The sequence below is a fragment of the Lysobacter sp. CA196 genome (assembly GCF_052078695.1).
GTDB lineage: Bacteria > Pseudomonadota > Gammaproteobacteria > Xanthomonadales > Xanthomonadaceae > Lysobacter.
In genome coordinates this window covers 1-13818 of the sequence record NZ_JBQJIN010000019.1, presented here as the reverse complement: position 1 = coordinate 13818, position 13818 = coordinate 1, and the positions used below count along the sequence as shown (strand labels likewise).

Below are 13818 nucleotides of genomic sequence, written 5' to 3'. Positions count from 1 at the left end.
AAGCGGCAGGGGCGGAAAGCGAGGTAGCCAAGCCGCCCGATCCGGTTCGGCGCCTGGCGGGTCAACCTTCGGCCCAGGCGCGCGGTCGCCGGGCTGCGTTATGGTCGGGCTTCACCTGGAGAGGCACCGCATGTCCCGACCGATCACCGCGCCCCGCCGCGGCCTGGCGCTGCTCGCCCTGGCCTGCGCGCTCGCCCTGCCGCTGTCCGCACCGGCCGCCGACCGCATCAGCGGCAAGGCCTTCGCCACCCGCAGCGAGGTCTATGCCCCGCACGCGATCGCCGCGACCTCGCATCCGCTGACCACCCAGATCGCGCTCGACGTGATGAAGGCCGGCGGCAGCGCGGTCGATGCGGCCATCGCCGCCAACGCCGCGCTCGGCCTGATGGAGCCGACCGGCAACGGCATCGGCGGCGATCTGTTCGCGATCGTGTGGGACCCGAAGAGCAAAAAACTCTACGGCTACAACGGCTCGGGCCGTTCGCCCAAGTCGCTGAGCCTGGCCGAGTTCCAGAAACGCGGGCTCAAGGACATTCCGCCGCACGGCCCGCTGCCGGTGACCGTGCCCGGCACCGTCGACGGCTGGTTCGCCCTGCACGAACGCTTCGGCCGCAAGCCGATGGCCGAGAACCTGGCGCCGGCGATCCGCTATGCGCGCGACGGCCATCCGGTGCATGAGGTCATCGCCTATTACTGGAACGCCTCGGTGCCGCGTTTGTCGAAGTGGCCGGGCTTCAAGGAGCAGTTCACCATCGACGGCCGCGCCCCGCGCACCGGCGAGATGTGGAAGAACCCGAACCTCGCCAACACCCTGGAGAAGATCGCGAAGGGCGGGCGCGATGCGTTCTACAAGGGCGAGATCGCCCACACCATCGACGCCTACTTCAAGGCCAACGACGGTTTCCTGAGCTACGACGACCTCGCCGCCCACCATGGCGAATGGGTCGAGCCGGTCAGCACCAACTACCGCGGCTACGACGTCTGGGAACTGCCGCCGAACGGCCAGGGCATCGCCGCGCTGCAGATCCTCAACCTGCTCGAACCCTACGACCTGAAGTCCTACGGCTTCGGCAGCGTCGAGCACCTGCACCTGTTCACCGAGGCCAAGAAACTGGCCTTCGCCGACCGCGCGCGCTGGTACGCCGACCCGGCGTTCTCGAAATCGCCGGTCGCGAAATTGATCTCCAAGGAGTACGCGGCGCAGCGGCGCAAGCTGATTTCGATGGACAAGGCCTTGCGCGAAGTGCAGCCCGCCACGCCGAAGGAACTCGACGAAGGCGACACCATCTACATGACCGTGGCCGATGCCGACGGCATGATGGTGTCGCTGATCCAGTCCAACTACCGCGGCATGGGCAGCGGCATGGCCCCGCCGGGCCTGGGCTTCATCTTCCAGGACCGCGGCGAGCAGTTCGTGCTCAAGGAAGGCCACCCCAATTCGTTCGCGCCGGGCAAGCGCCCCTTCCACACCATCATTCCCGCGTTCGTGACCAAGGACGGCAAGCCCTGGCTGTCGTTCGGCGTGATGGGCGGGGCGATGCAGCCGCAGGGCCATGCCCAGATCGTCATCAACCTGATCGACTTCGGCATGAACCTGCAGGAAGCCGGCGACGCCCCGCGCCTGCAGCACGACGGCTCGACCGAACCGGCCGGCCAAGCCACGGTCATGAGCGACGGCGGCGAACTCGACCTGGAGAGCGGCTTCGCCTACGAGACCGTGCGCGAGCTGATGCGCCGCGGCCACAGCGTGCGCTTCGCCCACGGCCCCTACGGCGGTTACCAGGCGATCATGGTCAACCCGAACGGCGGCTACGTCGGCGCCAGCGAGTCGCGCAAGGACGGCCAGGCCGCGGGGTATTGAGAAAGTTTCTGCTTCAAGGGTAGGAGCGACGCGAGTCGCGACCGCGCAGCGTCATGAACCGACGCAACCGCGGATCACGCCGTTCCCACAACCCCCAGCGGCTTCGGGGTAGGAGCGACGCAAGTCGCGACCTCGCAGCGTCACGAACCAGCGCGGTCGCGGCTCGCGCCGCTCCTACTCATAAAGCGACCGCCGCGATTGACAGCAGTGACACCGCTGTCGAACACTATTCGCGCGGCGTCGTCACGACGCCGCGCACCAGTTGCGGATCGCCCTCATGGCCGATCCGCAGTCCGGACCGAGGGGTGCTGCGACGGAACCGACGCGTTCCGCCACGCTCGATCCGCGATGCCGAGACAAGGGCGCCCTCCCGATCCAGGAGGCGTCATGCCCGTTGTTTCTCATACCGCGTCCGACGACGCGAAGCTCCACCTCGGTGCCGCGATCGGCGCCCATGCCCTGTCCTCGAAGCCCTTCCAGCTCGCCCTGGTCACCTCGACGGTCTATGCCGAATTCCACCCCGACGATGCCGGTCTCGTCGACGCCCTGCACGGCCACGGCATCGAGCCGGTCGCTTGCGTCTGGAACGACCCGGCCGTGGACTGGACGCGCTTCGACGCGGTCCTGGTCCGCACCACCTGGGACTATTTCCGCCATTACGACGACTTCCTCGCCTGGTACGACCGCATCGAGGCGCTCGGCCTGCCGATCGCCAACGAACTGCCCTTGCTGCGCTGGAACAGCAACAAGCGCTACCTGCTCGAACTCGCCGCTCAAGGCGTCGCCATCATCCCGACCGTCTCGGCGCGCGGCGATGCGCTCGCCGAGACGGTCGCGGCGATGGCCGGCCAGGACGTGGTGATCAAGCCCACGGTCAGCGGCGGCGCCTGGCATACCGTGCGCGGCCGGGTCGGCCAGGCCGCCTTCGCCGAATCGCTGGCGGCCTTGCCGCGCGAACTCGATTACCTGGTGCAGCCGTTCATGGCCGAGATCGTCGCCGAGGGCGAGTGGTCGCTGATGTTCTTCGACGGCCACTACAGCCACGCCGTGCTCAAGAAACCCCATGCCGGCGACTACCGCGTGCAGACCGATTTCGGCGGCAGCGCGAGCTTGACCGAGCCCGATCCGGCGATTCTCGCCGCAGCCCGGCACGCGCTCGACGCGGTCGCCGAGCTCGGCTATCGCGACCAGGCCTATGTGCGCGTGGACGGGGTGATGACCGCCGACGGCTTCCGTCTGATGGAGCTGGAATTCATCGAACCCTTCCTGCACTTCGCCGCGTATCCGCCGGCGGCGGCCTTGTTCGCCGCACAACTGGCGCGGCGCTGGCCGAGCGTGCGCGAATCGGCGACGCTCGACGCTGGATAAGCCTTTACACCGCGCCGCCGCGAGGCGGCGCAACCGAGCCCGCATGCCTACCGAACTCAGCGAATCCTTGTTTTCCTACGGCACCCTGCAGCAGGCCGGCGTGCAGCAGGCCACCTTCGGCCGCCTGCTCGCCGGTGAGGCCGATGCGCTGGTCGGCTATCGCCGCAGCCTGGTCAAGATCGAAGACGCGCAGGTCCTCGCCACCAGCGGCGAGGCCTATCACCCCATCGTCGAAGCCAGCGGCGACCCGCACGACCGCGTCGACGGCATGGTGTTCGCGATCACCGCCGCAGAACTGGCTCACGCCGACGCCTACGAAGTCGACGATTACGAACGCGTGCCGGCCGAGTTGGCGTCGGGCCGGCGCGCGTGGGTGTACGTGAAGCGGCGCGGCTGATGCGGCGGTCGGCGCTTGACGGCAGACCGATCAAGCGCTCGCCGCAAAACCCTCCCGCAAAAACGCACGCCGGGGATCGCCGCGCGATCCCCGGCGTTGCAAGAACCCTCAGTCCGCCGCGACCGTGCGCCCGCGCGCCCATTCGCGCAGAGCCGCGACCTGCTCGCTCATCACCACCGACAAGGGCCGGGTCTGCTTGAGCTCGGCGCGCAACTGGAACTCCGCCAGCGGCGTGTTCGCCGCATGCGCGGCGTACATCGCCGCGACGATGGCCTGCTCGATCTCGGCGCCGGAGAAGCCGTCGCTGGCCAGCGCGAGCCCGGCCAGGTCGAACCCTTCCGGCTTCAACGCGCGCTTGCGCAGATGGCCGGCGAACAATTCCTCGCGCACTTCGGCGACCGGCAGGTCGACGAAAAAGATCTCGTCGAAACGGCCCTTGCGCAGCAATTCCGGCGGCAGCGCATCGATCTGGTTGGCGGTCGCGACCAGGAACAGCCGCGACTTGCGCTCGGCCATCCAGGTCAGCAGATAACCGAGCACGCGCCGCGACACCCCGCCGTCGCTGTCGCCGCCGTCGCCGGCCAGGCCTTTCTCGATCTCGTCGATCCACAGCACCGCCGGCGACAACTGTTCCGCCGAACTCAAGGCCGCGCGCAGATTCTTCTCGGTCTCGCCGTGGAACTTGTCGTACAGGGTGCCGAAGTCCAGGCGCACCAGCGGCACCCCGAAACCGGCCGCGACCGCCTTGGCGATCATCGACTTGCCGCAGCCCTGCACGCCGAGCAGCAAAATGCCTTTGGGCGGGTCCAGCCCGGGCGGCGCATCGCCGCTGACGAACACGCCGCGGCGCTGTTCGATCCAGCGCTTGATCCGGCGCGCGCCGGCGACCTCGCTCATGCGCGCACTGTCGTATTCGTAATGCAGGTGGCCGGAGCGGTTGAGCAGCTCGAACTTCAGCTTGGCCAGTTCCGGCAGGTCGTCCGGGCCGATCGCGCCGTCGCGGAAGATCAGATGGCGCGCGATGCGGCGCGCATCGACCGGGTCCAGGCCCTGCAGATTGCGCACGATCTGCTTGACCACCTCGGCGTCGCTCTCGACCCGGCGCCCGCCGTGCTCGCGCATGTAGTTCTCGGCTTCCTCGCGCACCAGCTTGAGCAAAGCGTTGGCGTCCGGCAGGCTCGGCCGGTGGCGCACCGCCAGCGACTCCAGGTCCGGCGGCAACTCGACCTTGTGCCCGATCAGCACCAGCACGTGCGGCTGGCAACCGCGGCGCTGGACGATCTCGCGCAGTTGGCGTTGGGTGCTGGCGTAGCCCAGGTAGGGGTGCGCATCGAACATCAGATAGATGCCGCGCTGGTCGGCGTCGCGGATCGACTGCAAGGTGTTGGAGATGTCCGGCGCGACCTCGGTTTCCTCGTCGTCGCGGTCGAAATCGACCCGGCGCAGGCCTTCGGTGATCGACCAGCGGTACAGCGCCCGCCAGACGTTCATCAACACCTGGCGGAACAGCTCGATCACCCGCGACTCGTCGCGGGTCTCGATCACGATCAATGCAGTGTTGGCGCGGATCAGCGCCGTCAGGTCTTGCAGTTCGCTCATGAGGCCGTTCTTCCGTGGACGCGACATGATACGGCGCGCGGATCGGTAGGCTTCGGAAAGTGAGAGCAGGAGCAACGGCAAATCCCCCACGCCCGCTGCGCGGTCGTTCGCCCCCTTTGCCAAAGGGGGCAACGGCCTGGGCCGCCGCATCGACGACGATTCCCCATCGAATGCGGCCCCTTTACGAACCCACCCGATGCGTCCCCCCCTTTGAAAAAGGGAGGCCAGGGGGGATTTGCTCTTGCTCTTGCTCTTGCTCTTGCTCTTGCTCTTGCTTCCAACCCGCCCGCTAAAGTGCAGCTACGCCTAAAGCCGCCTTGAGCCCGCGCCGCGCAACCGCGACCATGCCCTACCGCCGACGTTCGCGATTCCCGCCCATGGCTTTCGACGCCTTCGCCCTGGTCCTGGCCATGCTGGGGCTGGGCTATCTGTTCCAGCGCTCGCGCGTGTTGCCCGACAACGCCGCGCAGACGCTCAACCTGGTCGTGCTGTATGTCTGCCTGCCGGCGGCGGTGTTGCGCTATGCACCGCGCCTGCATCTGGAACCGGCCCTGATCGGCATCGCCGCGGTGCCGTGGCTGCTGTTGGCCGCGACCGTGCTGTGCGTCGGCGCGCTGTCGCGCTGGCTGAAGTTCCGCCGCGACGAACATGCGGTGCTGCTGCTCACCGTCGCCCACGGCAACACCAGCTTTCTCGGCTACCCGCTGACCCGCGCCCTGATCGGCGAGCACGCCCTGCCGTACGCGGTGATCTACGACCAGTTCGGCGCCTTCCTGATCCTGTCGACCTTCGGCCTGTGGGTGCTGGCGCGCTACGGCGGCGACCGCCCGCCGGGCGCCGCCGACATGCTGCGCCGGGTCCTGCGCTTCCCGCCATTGTGGGCACTGCTGATCGGGTTCACGGTGATGCCGGCCGAGCCGCCGGGCTGGATCGCCGGCGGCCTGCAACGCCTGTCCGACGCCTTGCTGCCGCTGGCGATGCTGACCATCGGCCTGTCGGTGCGGTTGGCCCTGCCGCGCGATGAGCTCAAGCCGCTGCTGTCGGGCCTGGCCCTGAAGCTGGCGCTGATGCCGGCCCTGGCCTGGGCGCTGGTGCCGTTGCTGGGCCTGCACGGCGAGATGGCCCGCACCACCGTGCTCGAATCGGCGATGCCGTCGATGGTCACCGCCAGCGCCCTGGCGATCGCCCACCGACTCGCCCCGCGCCTGGCCGCGGCCATGGTCGGGTACGGCCTGCTGCTGTCGCTGCTGACCCTGCCGCTGTGGGCGCGGGTCGCCCCGAGCTAGTCGCAAGCGGGCCGATCACGAGCGGGCCGATCAAAGCCGGGCTGATCACAGGGCAGTCGTGACCGCCCGCCGCGAGCCGACACCCGGCCGCGGATCGTTCCACAACGTGATCGCCCCACCTCGTGATGGCCCCGGCCACACCCCCGGTGTACGCTGCGGATTCCATCCGGAGGGAGCTCGCATGAAGACCGTGCTGGTGGCCAGTTCGAAGGGCGGCGTCGGCAAGACCACGATCGCCACCCACCTTGCCGCCCAGGCGGCCCTCGATGGCCTGCGTACGGCCTTGATCGACGCCGATCCCCAGGGTTCCTCGACCCGCTGGGCGCAACGCCGCTCGGTCCTGGAGAGCGCGGTGCTGCCGCTCGACGGCACCCGCCGCAAGGCCTGGCGCAAAAGCCTGCCCGACGACGCCCAGCGCACCGTGATCGATGCGCCGGCCGGGGCGATGGCCGACGATCTGGAAAGTTTCCTGGAGATCGCCGACGCGGTGGTGGTGCCGATCCAGCCCTCGACCCTCGACATCGAAGCGACCGTGCCCTTCCTCGACACCCTGGCCCAGCACCCGCGGGTGCGCCGCGGCCAGCTCCGCGTCGGCCTGGTCGGCAACAAACTCAAGCCCTGGACCAACGCCTCGCAGCAGGCCATCGAGCTGCTGCGCGAATGGCCCTACCCGGTGGTCGGGCAGATCCGCGACAGCCAGGCCTATGTGGTGATGACCGCGCTCGGCAAGAGCCTGTTCGACTACCACTCCGCACAGATCCGCGAACACCAGGCCGACTGGCAGCCGCTGCTGAAGTGGATCCGGAAGTAACGGGGACGCCGCCTCGGCCGCGTTCGGCGCCGACGCTACCCTTATTCCGATCCGACAGGCATCCTCCTACCGTCGCTCTTCGCACGTCGCAACGATTCGTCCAGCCTTCGCGCGCTTGTCGTTTCCGACCCCGTTTTCCTCCGCCGCCAGAACTGCCCACTCCATGCGCGAATTGATCCTGCTCCGCCACGCCCACGCCGAGCCGGCCGCCCAAGGCCAGGCCGACCTCGACCGTCCCCTGTCCGCCGAAGGCCTGGCCGAAGCCGAAGCCGCCGGCCGCTGGCTCGCCGAGAACAAACTGGTCCCGGACTGCGTGCTGTGCTCGCCCTCGCGACGAACGCGCGAGACCCTGGAAGCCGTGCTCGGCGCGATCGGCTATGTCGAACAGCGCATCGAGCCGTCGGTTTACGACGCGACGCCCGGCACGCTGATCGGCCTGGCCGACACCCACATCGAAGCCGAACGCCTGATGCTGGTCGGCCACAACCCGGGCCTGGAACGTCTCGCCGCGCTGCTGCACAGCGGCCAATCGGGCGATTACCGCGGCATGCCGCCGGGCGGGATCGCGGTACTGAGCGTTCCGGTCGGCACCGGACTGGAACCGGGAGTGGCCCAGCTCAGCGCTTTTTGGTGGCCGTGAACCCGGCGCGGCCGGCGCCGTCGCGCTGGCGGCGCCTCCGCAGTCGGGTCGTCGCCGCAGCCGCCCTGGCGGCGGTGTTCGCCTGCCCGGCCTGGGCGCAGTCGACGTTCCAGGTGTTCGACCCCGATCACACCCGTTTCAGCTTCGAGTTGCGCACGCGCTGGGGCCAGAAGGTCGCCGGGGTGTTCCCGCGTTACGACGGCGAGGTCACCACCCTGGCCGACGGCCGTCACCAGGTGCGCATCCGCCTGGCCACCGGCGCGGTGCAGCTCGGCGACTCCGAGCGCTACACCCGCCTGGCCCGCGGCGAGCGCTTCTTCAATGCCCCGCTGTATCCCTACATCGAATTCCTGTCCGAACCGCACGCGCCCGACCTGGTCCGCATCGGCGGCGCCTTGCGCGGCAAGCTGACCCTGCACGGGGTCAGCCGCATGGAAACCTTCGTACTCAGCGCGCCGGCCTGCGCCCGTCCCGGCGAGGACTGCGACGCCATCGCCCACGGCAGCGTCAGCCGTTACGACTACGGTCTGGACGGTTGGCAGTTCGCACTCGGCGACCGGGTGCGTTTCACCATGCAGGTCCGGCTCAAGCCGGGCATGTTCAAGCATCTCGAATCCAAGCCGGGCGAGGTGCGCCCGGGCGAGGGCCGGCCGACCGCCCCTGGCGGGGTTCCGGAACGAAAGGAGTCTTTCCGTTGAATGCGGTATCACGCGGGCTCACCGCCCTGCTCGTCCTGTCGTTGTCGGCCTGCGCGACGCTGAGCCCGGCGCAGCGCGACCGCGCCAGCCAGATCGCGGCGCAGGCGCGCTCGACCCAGATCGACTGCGACGCCGCCGACGCCTGCGCGCAACCCTCGCCGCTGCGCGAACTGGGCAGCAAGGCCCTGGCCGCGTCGACCCCGGAGCAGCCGCGCCACTACGCGGTGATCCTCGACCGCGGCCCCGACGCCCTGCTCGCGCGCATCGACCTGATCCGCGGCGCCACCCACACCCTCGACCTGCAGACCTACATCTACGACGAGGACGACGCCGGCAAGCTCGTGCTCGACGAACTGCTCGCCGCCGCCCGCCGCGGCGTGCGCGTGCGCCTGCTGATGGACCAGCTTGCGGCGCTGCGCCATATCGACACCCTGGCCGCGCTGTCCGGCGCCCACGTCAACCTGGAAGTGCGGCTTTACAACCCGGTGCTGCACCGCGCCCGCATCACCTATCCGCAGTATGTGCTGGCCGCGGCTTGCTGCTGGCGCCGGCTCAACCAGCGCATGCACACCAAGCTGCTGCTCGCCGACGGCCGGGTCGGCATCGCCGGCGGCCGCAACTACCAGGACGACTATTACGACTGGGACGACGAGTACAACTTCCGCGACCGCGACGTGCTGGTCGCCGGCCCGGTCGCCGACGTCATGGGCACCGATTTCGAACTGTTCTGGAGCGACCGCCGCAGCGTGCCGGTCGAACGTCTCAGCGACGTCGGCCGGCGCCTGCTCGCCTATGGCGTGCCGGCCCTGCCGAAGACCGAATTCGAGCGCCCCAAGCGCGCCCAGGCCATGCTCGACGACGCCGCCAACGCCGGGACCGTGCGCGAGCGCCTTGCCGCCCATGCGCTCGAAGTCGGCCCGGTGCGCTATATCTCCGACACGCCCGACAAGCATCGCGAGAACAGCGACGCCAGCGCGCTGGCCTCCGACTCGCTGCGCAACCTGATCGCCAATTCGCGCAAGGAAGTGATGTTGCAGACGCCGTACCTGGTGTTGTCGAAGGCCGCGCAGAAATTGTTCAGCGATCTGCACGAACGCCCCGACGCGCCGCGCGTGATCGTCTCCACCAACAGCCTCGCCGCGACCGACGCCTTCATCGCCTACGCCCTGTCGTACAAGTACAAGCGCCGCTACCTGCGCGAGTTCGGCTTCAACATCTACGAATACAAACCGTTCCCGGCCGATGCCCCGATCGACATCACCGCGACCGGCGCGACCCTGCCCGCGCTCGGCCTGCCGGGACTGCCCGAGCAGGCACCGCCGCCGGCGCGCTGGCGGCGCCAGGATCGCAGCAGCGTCGCCTACCCCTACCAGTACCGGCGGCCACTCGAGCGCGAATACGTCGCCACGCGCTATGCGCGCCGACGCAGCAACGAACCGGTGCCGCTCAAGCGCGCCGGCGTACGCATCGGCATGCACGCCAAGTCGATGGTCATCGACGACCGCATCAGCGTGATCGGCACCCACAACTTCGACCCGCGCGGCGACCACTACAACACCGAGAGCGCGGTGGTGATCGAAGACGAAGCCTTCGCCCGCGCGCTGGGCGACAGCATCCGCCGCGACATCGCCCCGGCCAACTCCTGGGTGATCGCGCGCCGCGACAAACCGCCGGTGTTCTCCGGGCTGGAGTATTCGATCGCGAAGATCTCCGAACACCTGCCGTTGTTCGACCTGTGGCCGGTGCGTTACGCGACCAGCTACGAATTCGTGCCCGGCCCGAACTGCCCGAGCCCGCTGTACCGCACCGACCCGGGCTTCCGCGCCTGCTACAAGCCGGTCGGCGACTTCCCCGAGGTCAACCTTGGCGTGAAGAGCCTGACCACGCGCATGTTCACCGCCTTCGGCGCGGGGCTGGCTCCGATTCTCTGATCGAGACGCGGCGGCGTCGCGTCGTTGACTCTCATACGTCCCTGCTCATGCAGGGCATGCTTCTTAGCCTTGCGCTTCCTTCAATCGACGCAGGCGGAAACAGGAAGAGCGGCTGTCTCTCCGCCCACTTCGCTCTAAACCTCGGAAAGAGGGTTGAGGTAGGGCGCACTCCCCAAGACCGATCCGCTCGAAGCCCCTCTCCCGCTTGCGGGAGAGGGGTTGGGGTGAGGGTGTGCGCGGGCGAAAAGCCGGGATGAGGCCCGCGTCTTCGGAGGGAAACATCTCCCATCCGATTTCAGTCCCCTTCGGTTGGTCACATCCGCCGCCTGATCTAGGTCTTCAGTCATAGGTGCTCGATTGCAACCTCCGCGCCCCTCGGCACATCTCTATCCACAATCCCGGCGCTTGCATCCAGCCGCCGGGGCCCGGAACCCCCACCGGGCACCCCGAAACACCGGGGCATGACTTCCAGCACATAGGCAAGATTGTTTAGGTGTTGTACTTTACCAACACACCGAGTCACTACAGCCCCCCACGACACAGGAAGACCGCCATGAACGCCCACAACGCCCGCACCGTTTCCCCGACCGCCACGACCGCTCCGGCCACCGTCCAGGCCGCCCCGACCGTCCGCCACCAGCACCGCCAGCGCGACTTCGGCGTCGGCTACGGCAACAGCAGCGGCTACGCCAGCAATCGCAGCTACGCCAGCAACTGGGTCCAGCCGCGCTTCCGCTTCGCCTGATCGCAGTCGTTCGTCCATGGGCCGGCCGAACGCGGTGAAGACCTTCCACTCCTCTTTCCGACCCGGACCGGCGCGCACAGTCCCCACTGTTCAACGCGCGCCGTTCCGGGCTTTTTGAGGCCGCCAGGTCCAGCCGTCCACCGCCCCGGCACCGCTCGACCCATCTATCGCTGCACCGGATGCCCAAGCGCATCGCCTGCGACCCGCGCGGTTGCGACTGGCTCCACCGCGGCATCGCCGCTATCGTGAGGCGATGACTGCCTCCGACACCGCTCCCTCCGCCGCGCGTCCCCTGTTCCGCGGCCACGACACCGTCGCCGACCTCAACCGGCTCTCGCGCAACACCGCGATGGAACCGCTCGGCATCGTCTTCACCGAAATCGGCCCGGACTACGTCCGCGGCACCATGCCGGTCGACGCCCGCACCCACCAGCCCTACGGCCTGCTCCACGGCGGCGCCTCGGTGCTGCTCGCCGAAACCCTGGGCAGCAGCGCGGCCAACCTGTCGGTCGCCGAAGGCAAGATGTGCGTCGGCATCGAGATCAACGCCAACCACGTCCGCGGGGTACGCAGCGGCACCGTCACCGGCACCGCCCGGCCCGTGCACGTCGGCGCCAGCACCCAGGTCTGGGAAATCCGCATCGAGGACGAGGCCGGCAAACTGGCCTGCATCTCGCGCCTGACCCTGGCCGTGGTACCCAAGCCCTGACCCGGCGAGTAGGCTAGGCCCTCATCCGGCGCAGCAGCGCCGGTTTTGCGCTGACTCGCGAGAACCCCGTGCGCCGACCCACCATCAAAGACGTCGCCGAACTCGCTCAGGTCTCGCTGAAGACCGTCTCGCGGGTGATCAACGACGAGTCCGGCGTTCGCGCCCGTACCCGCGCCCGGGTCCACGAGGCGATCGCCGAACTCGACTACCGCCCCGACCCGTCCGCGCGCAGCCTGCGCAGCGCGCAGCCGTATGCGCTCGGCGTGGTCTACGACAACCCGAACCCGTACTACATCATCAGCGTGCAGAACGGCGTCCTCGCCGCCTGCCGCGAAACCGGCTACGGCCTGCAGATTCATCCCTGCGATTCGTCCTCACCGCTGCTCGCCGCCGACCTGATCGACCTGGTCCAGGGCGCGCGTCTGGCCGGCCTGGTCCTGGCGCCGCCGATGTCCGAGCGCATGGAACTGGTCAGCGAACTGGTCGCCCACGGCATCCGCCTGGTGCGCATCGTCTCGGCCGCCGAAGACCCGAAGGACGGCTCGCCCTGCGTCTGGGTCGACGACCGCGACGCCGCCTACGACATCACCGAGCACCTGATCCAGCTCGGCCACCAGCGCATCGGTTTCCTGTGGGGCGGCAAGTCGCACCGTTCCAGTTGGGAACGCTACAAGGGTTATGCCCAGGCGCTCAACGACTACGGCATCGCCGAAGACGAAAACCTGGTGCTGCCGGGCGATTACTCCTTCGACGACGGCTTCCGCGGCGCGCGGCGCTTGTTCGCCCTGCCCGACCGCCCGACCGCGATCTTCGGCAGCAACGACGAGATCGCCGCCGGCGTGCTGGCTGCGGCGAAGTCGAGCGGCATGCACGTGCCCTACGACCTGTCGATCGCCGGCTTCGAAGACAGCCCGTTCTCCAAGCAATCCTGGCCGACCCTGACCACCGCGCGCCAGGCCACCGAAGAGATCGCCCGTCATGCAGCCTATCGCCTGATCGCCGAATTGCGTCGCGACGCGGACCAACCCCTGGAAGTGCCGCCGAACGAAGGCTTCAGCCCGATCCTGGTGGTACGCGGTTCGACCGCACCGCCGCGTCCGTTGCAGACGCCCTAAGCCGCAGCAACCCAACCACGACGACGCGCCTTTGCCGTTCCCCCCTTTGCAAAAGGGGGCCAGGGGGGATTTGCCGTTGCCGTTGCCGTTGCCGTTGCCGTTGCCGTTGCCGTTGCCGTTGCCGTTGCCGTTGCCGTTGCCGTGAAAGTTTGGCGCAACGCCGACCTTGCGATGCAACCGGAGACCCGGAGGGCGGCGCACAGGACGTGCGCCGGGCTTCTAAATGGAATGCCCCGATAGGACAGGGACGTCTTATCGGAAAATCCCGGCGCAAGCTGCGTGCTCGCAGGGGAGCTTCGTCAAGGAAGGCCTTTTCTTTGGTTAGCTTTCTTTTGGGCCACGGGACACGCAGAGTCCGCAACGCCTTTGCCATCGATCGAAGGAATGCATCGTCGCGAGGGTAGGAGCGGCGCAAGCCGCGACCGCGCTGCGTCGGTCTTGCGGCGTCTCGCTCAAGCAAGATCAGGATCTAGATCAAACGCCAAAAGCTTCCGCCACTAAAGCGGCGGGTTACTTTCTTTTGTCATAAGCAACTGCACTGTCTAACCTCAAGCGCATCACTCGCCTTTGAGGTCAGCGCATGGGAACCCGGTACAGCCACTTCAGCGCCGAAGAGCGCGGTGTGATCATGGCCATGAAGCAGCACGGCCATAGCGGC

General features: G+C 68.3%; 12 protein-coding genes and 1 riboswitch. Of the genes, 11 read left to right on the top strand and 1 reads right to left on the bottom strand.

The window, feature by feature from the left end; genetic code table 11:
- Positions 1-130 precede the first annotated feature (130 nt).
- The 3 genes from ggt (at position 131) to ACTOWK_RS16170 (ending at position 3626) form a co-directional block, all read left to right on the top strand.
- Positions 131-1861, top strand: a complete 1731-nt coding sequence (gene ggt, locus ACTOWK_RS16180; protein WP_441331144.1) for a gamma-glutamyltransferase — start codon at positions 131-133, stop codon at positions 1859-1861.
- 294 nt (positions 1862-2155) lie between these two features.
- Positions 2156-2236: riboswitch (S-adenosyl-L-homocysteine riboswitch) on the top strand.
- 12 nt (positions 2237-2248) lie between these two features.
- On the top strand, positions 2249-3229 hold the full coding sequence (locus ACTOWK_RS16175; protein WP_441331143.1) for an ATP-grasp domain-containing protein: 981 nt from the start codon (positions 2249-2251) through the stop codon (positions 3227-3229).
- 43 nt (positions 3230-3272) lie between these two features.
- Positions 3273-3626: a gamma-glutamylcyclotransferase family protein gene (locus tag ACTOWK_RS16170; protein WP_441331142.1), complete on the top strand. Its 354-nt coding sequence runs from the start codon at positions 3273-3275 to the stop codon at positions 3624-3626.
- Positions 3627-3734: 108 nt separating this feature from the next.
- Here the strand turns inward: ACTOWK_RS16170 and ACTOWK_RS16165 are convergent, their stop codons facing one another.
- A complete protein-coding gene (locus tag ACTOWK_RS16165) occupies positions 3735-5225 on the bottom strand; it encodes an AAA family ATPase (RefSeq protein ID WP_441331140.1) in 1491 nt (496 codons plus the stop codon).
- A 377-nt stretch (positions 5226-5602) separates the two neighbouring features.
- Between ACTOWK_RS16165 and ACTOWK_RS16160 the strand changes: the two genes are divergently transcribed.
- The 8 genes from ACTOWK_RS16160 to ACTOWK_RS16125 all read left to right on the top strand — a co-directional run bounded on the left by ACTOWK_RS16160 (position 5603) and on the right by ACTOWK_RS16125 (position 13160).
- Positions 5603-6511 (top strand): AEC family transporter, encoded by a 909-nt coding sequence (locus tag ACTOWK_RS16160; protein ID WP_441331139.1) that lies wholly within the window; start codon positions 5603-5605, stop codon positions 6509-6511.
- 181 nt (positions 6512-6692) lie between these two features.
- Complete coding sequence (locus ACTOWK_RS16155) at positions 6693-7322, top strand: nucleotide-binding protein (protein WP_441331138.1); 630 nt, start codon at positions 6693-6695, stop codon at positions 7320-7322.
- 163 nt (positions 7323-7485) lie between these two features.
- Positions 7486-7962, top strand: coding sequence for a SixA phosphatase family protein (locus tag ACTOWK_RS16150; protein WP_031373099.1), 477 nt, complete (start codon positions 7486-7488; stop codon positions 7960-7962).
- The gene (locus ACTOWK_RS16145) at positions 7953-8660 is read left to right on the top strand and encodes a YceI family protein (RefSeq protein WP_441331137.1); all 708 of its coding nucleotides are present in this window, start codon (positions 7953-7955) and stop codon (positions 8658-8660) included. The genes ACTOWK_RS16150 and ACTOWK_RS16145 overlap by 10 nt, the downstream gene beginning before the upstream one ends.
- The gene (locus ACTOWK_RS16140; RefSeq protein ID WP_441331136.1) at positions 8657-10591 is read left to right on the top strand and encodes a phospholipase D family protein; all 1935 of its coding nucleotides are present in this window, start codon (positions 8657-8659) and stop codon (positions 10589-10591) included. The genes ACTOWK_RS16145 and ACTOWK_RS16140 overlap by 4 nt, the downstream gene beginning before the upstream one ends.
- Before the next feature lie 553 nt (positions 10592-11144).
- A complete protein-coding gene (locus ACTOWK_RS16135) occupies positions 11145-11336 on the top strand; it encodes a hypothetical protein (protein ID WP_441331135.1) in 192 nt (63 codons plus the stop codon).
- A 349-nt stretch (positions 11337-11685) separates the two neighbouring features.
- Entirely contained in the window at positions 11686-12045 is a 360-nt protein-coding gene (locus ACTOWK_RS16130) for a hotdog fold thioesterase (RefSeq protein ID WP_441331209.1), read from the top strand.
- Positions 12046-12113: 68 nt separating this feature from the next.
- On the top strand, positions 12114-13160 hold the full coding sequence (locus tag ACTOWK_RS16125; RefSeq protein WP_441331134.1) for a LacI family DNA-binding transcriptional regulator: 1047 nt from the start codon (positions 12114-12116) through the stop codon (positions 13158-13160).
- Positions 13161-13818 lie beyond the last annotated feature (658 nt).

Excerpts from the sequence above, each read along its gene's own strand:
- ACTOWK_RS16155 (WP_441331138.1), top strand. The coding sequence starts at position 6,693 with ATGAAGACCGTGCTGGTGGCCAGTTCGAAGGGCGGCGTCGGCAAGACC.
- ACTOWK_RS16165 (WP_441331140.1), bottom strand. The coding sequence starts at position 5,225 with ATGAGCGAACTGCAAGACCTGACGGCGCTGATCCGCGCCAACACTGCA.
- ACTOWK_RS16170 (WP_441331142.1), top strand. The coding sequence starts at position 3,273 with ATGCCTACCGAACTCAGCGAATCCTTGTTTTCCTACGGCACCCTGCAG.
- ACTOWK_RS16130 (WP_441331209.1), top strand. The coding sequence starts at position 11,686 with ATGGAACCGCTCGGCATCGTCTTCACCGAAATCGGCCCGGACTACGTC.
- ggt (WP_441331144.1), top strand. The coding sequence starts at position 131 with ATGTCCCGACCGATCACCGCGCCCCGCCGCGGCCTGGCGCTGCTCGCC.
- ACTOWK_RS16175 (WP_441331143.1), top strand. The coding sequence starts at position 2,249 with ATGCCCGTTGTTTCTCATACCGCGTCCGACGACGCGAAGCTCCACCTC.
- ACTOWK_RS16160 (WP_441331139.1), top strand. The coding sequence starts at position 5,603 with ATGGCTTTCGACGCCTTCGCCCTGGTCCTGGCCATGCTGGGGCTGGGC.
- ACTOWK_RS16135 (WP_441331135.1), top strand. The coding sequence starts at position 11,145 with ATGAACGCCCACAACGCCCGCACCGTTTCCCCGACCGCCACGACCGCT.
- ACTOWK_RS16150 (WP_031373099.1), top strand. The coding sequence starts at position 7,486 with ATGCGCGAATTGATCCTGCTCCGCCACGCCCACGCCGAGCCGGCCGCC.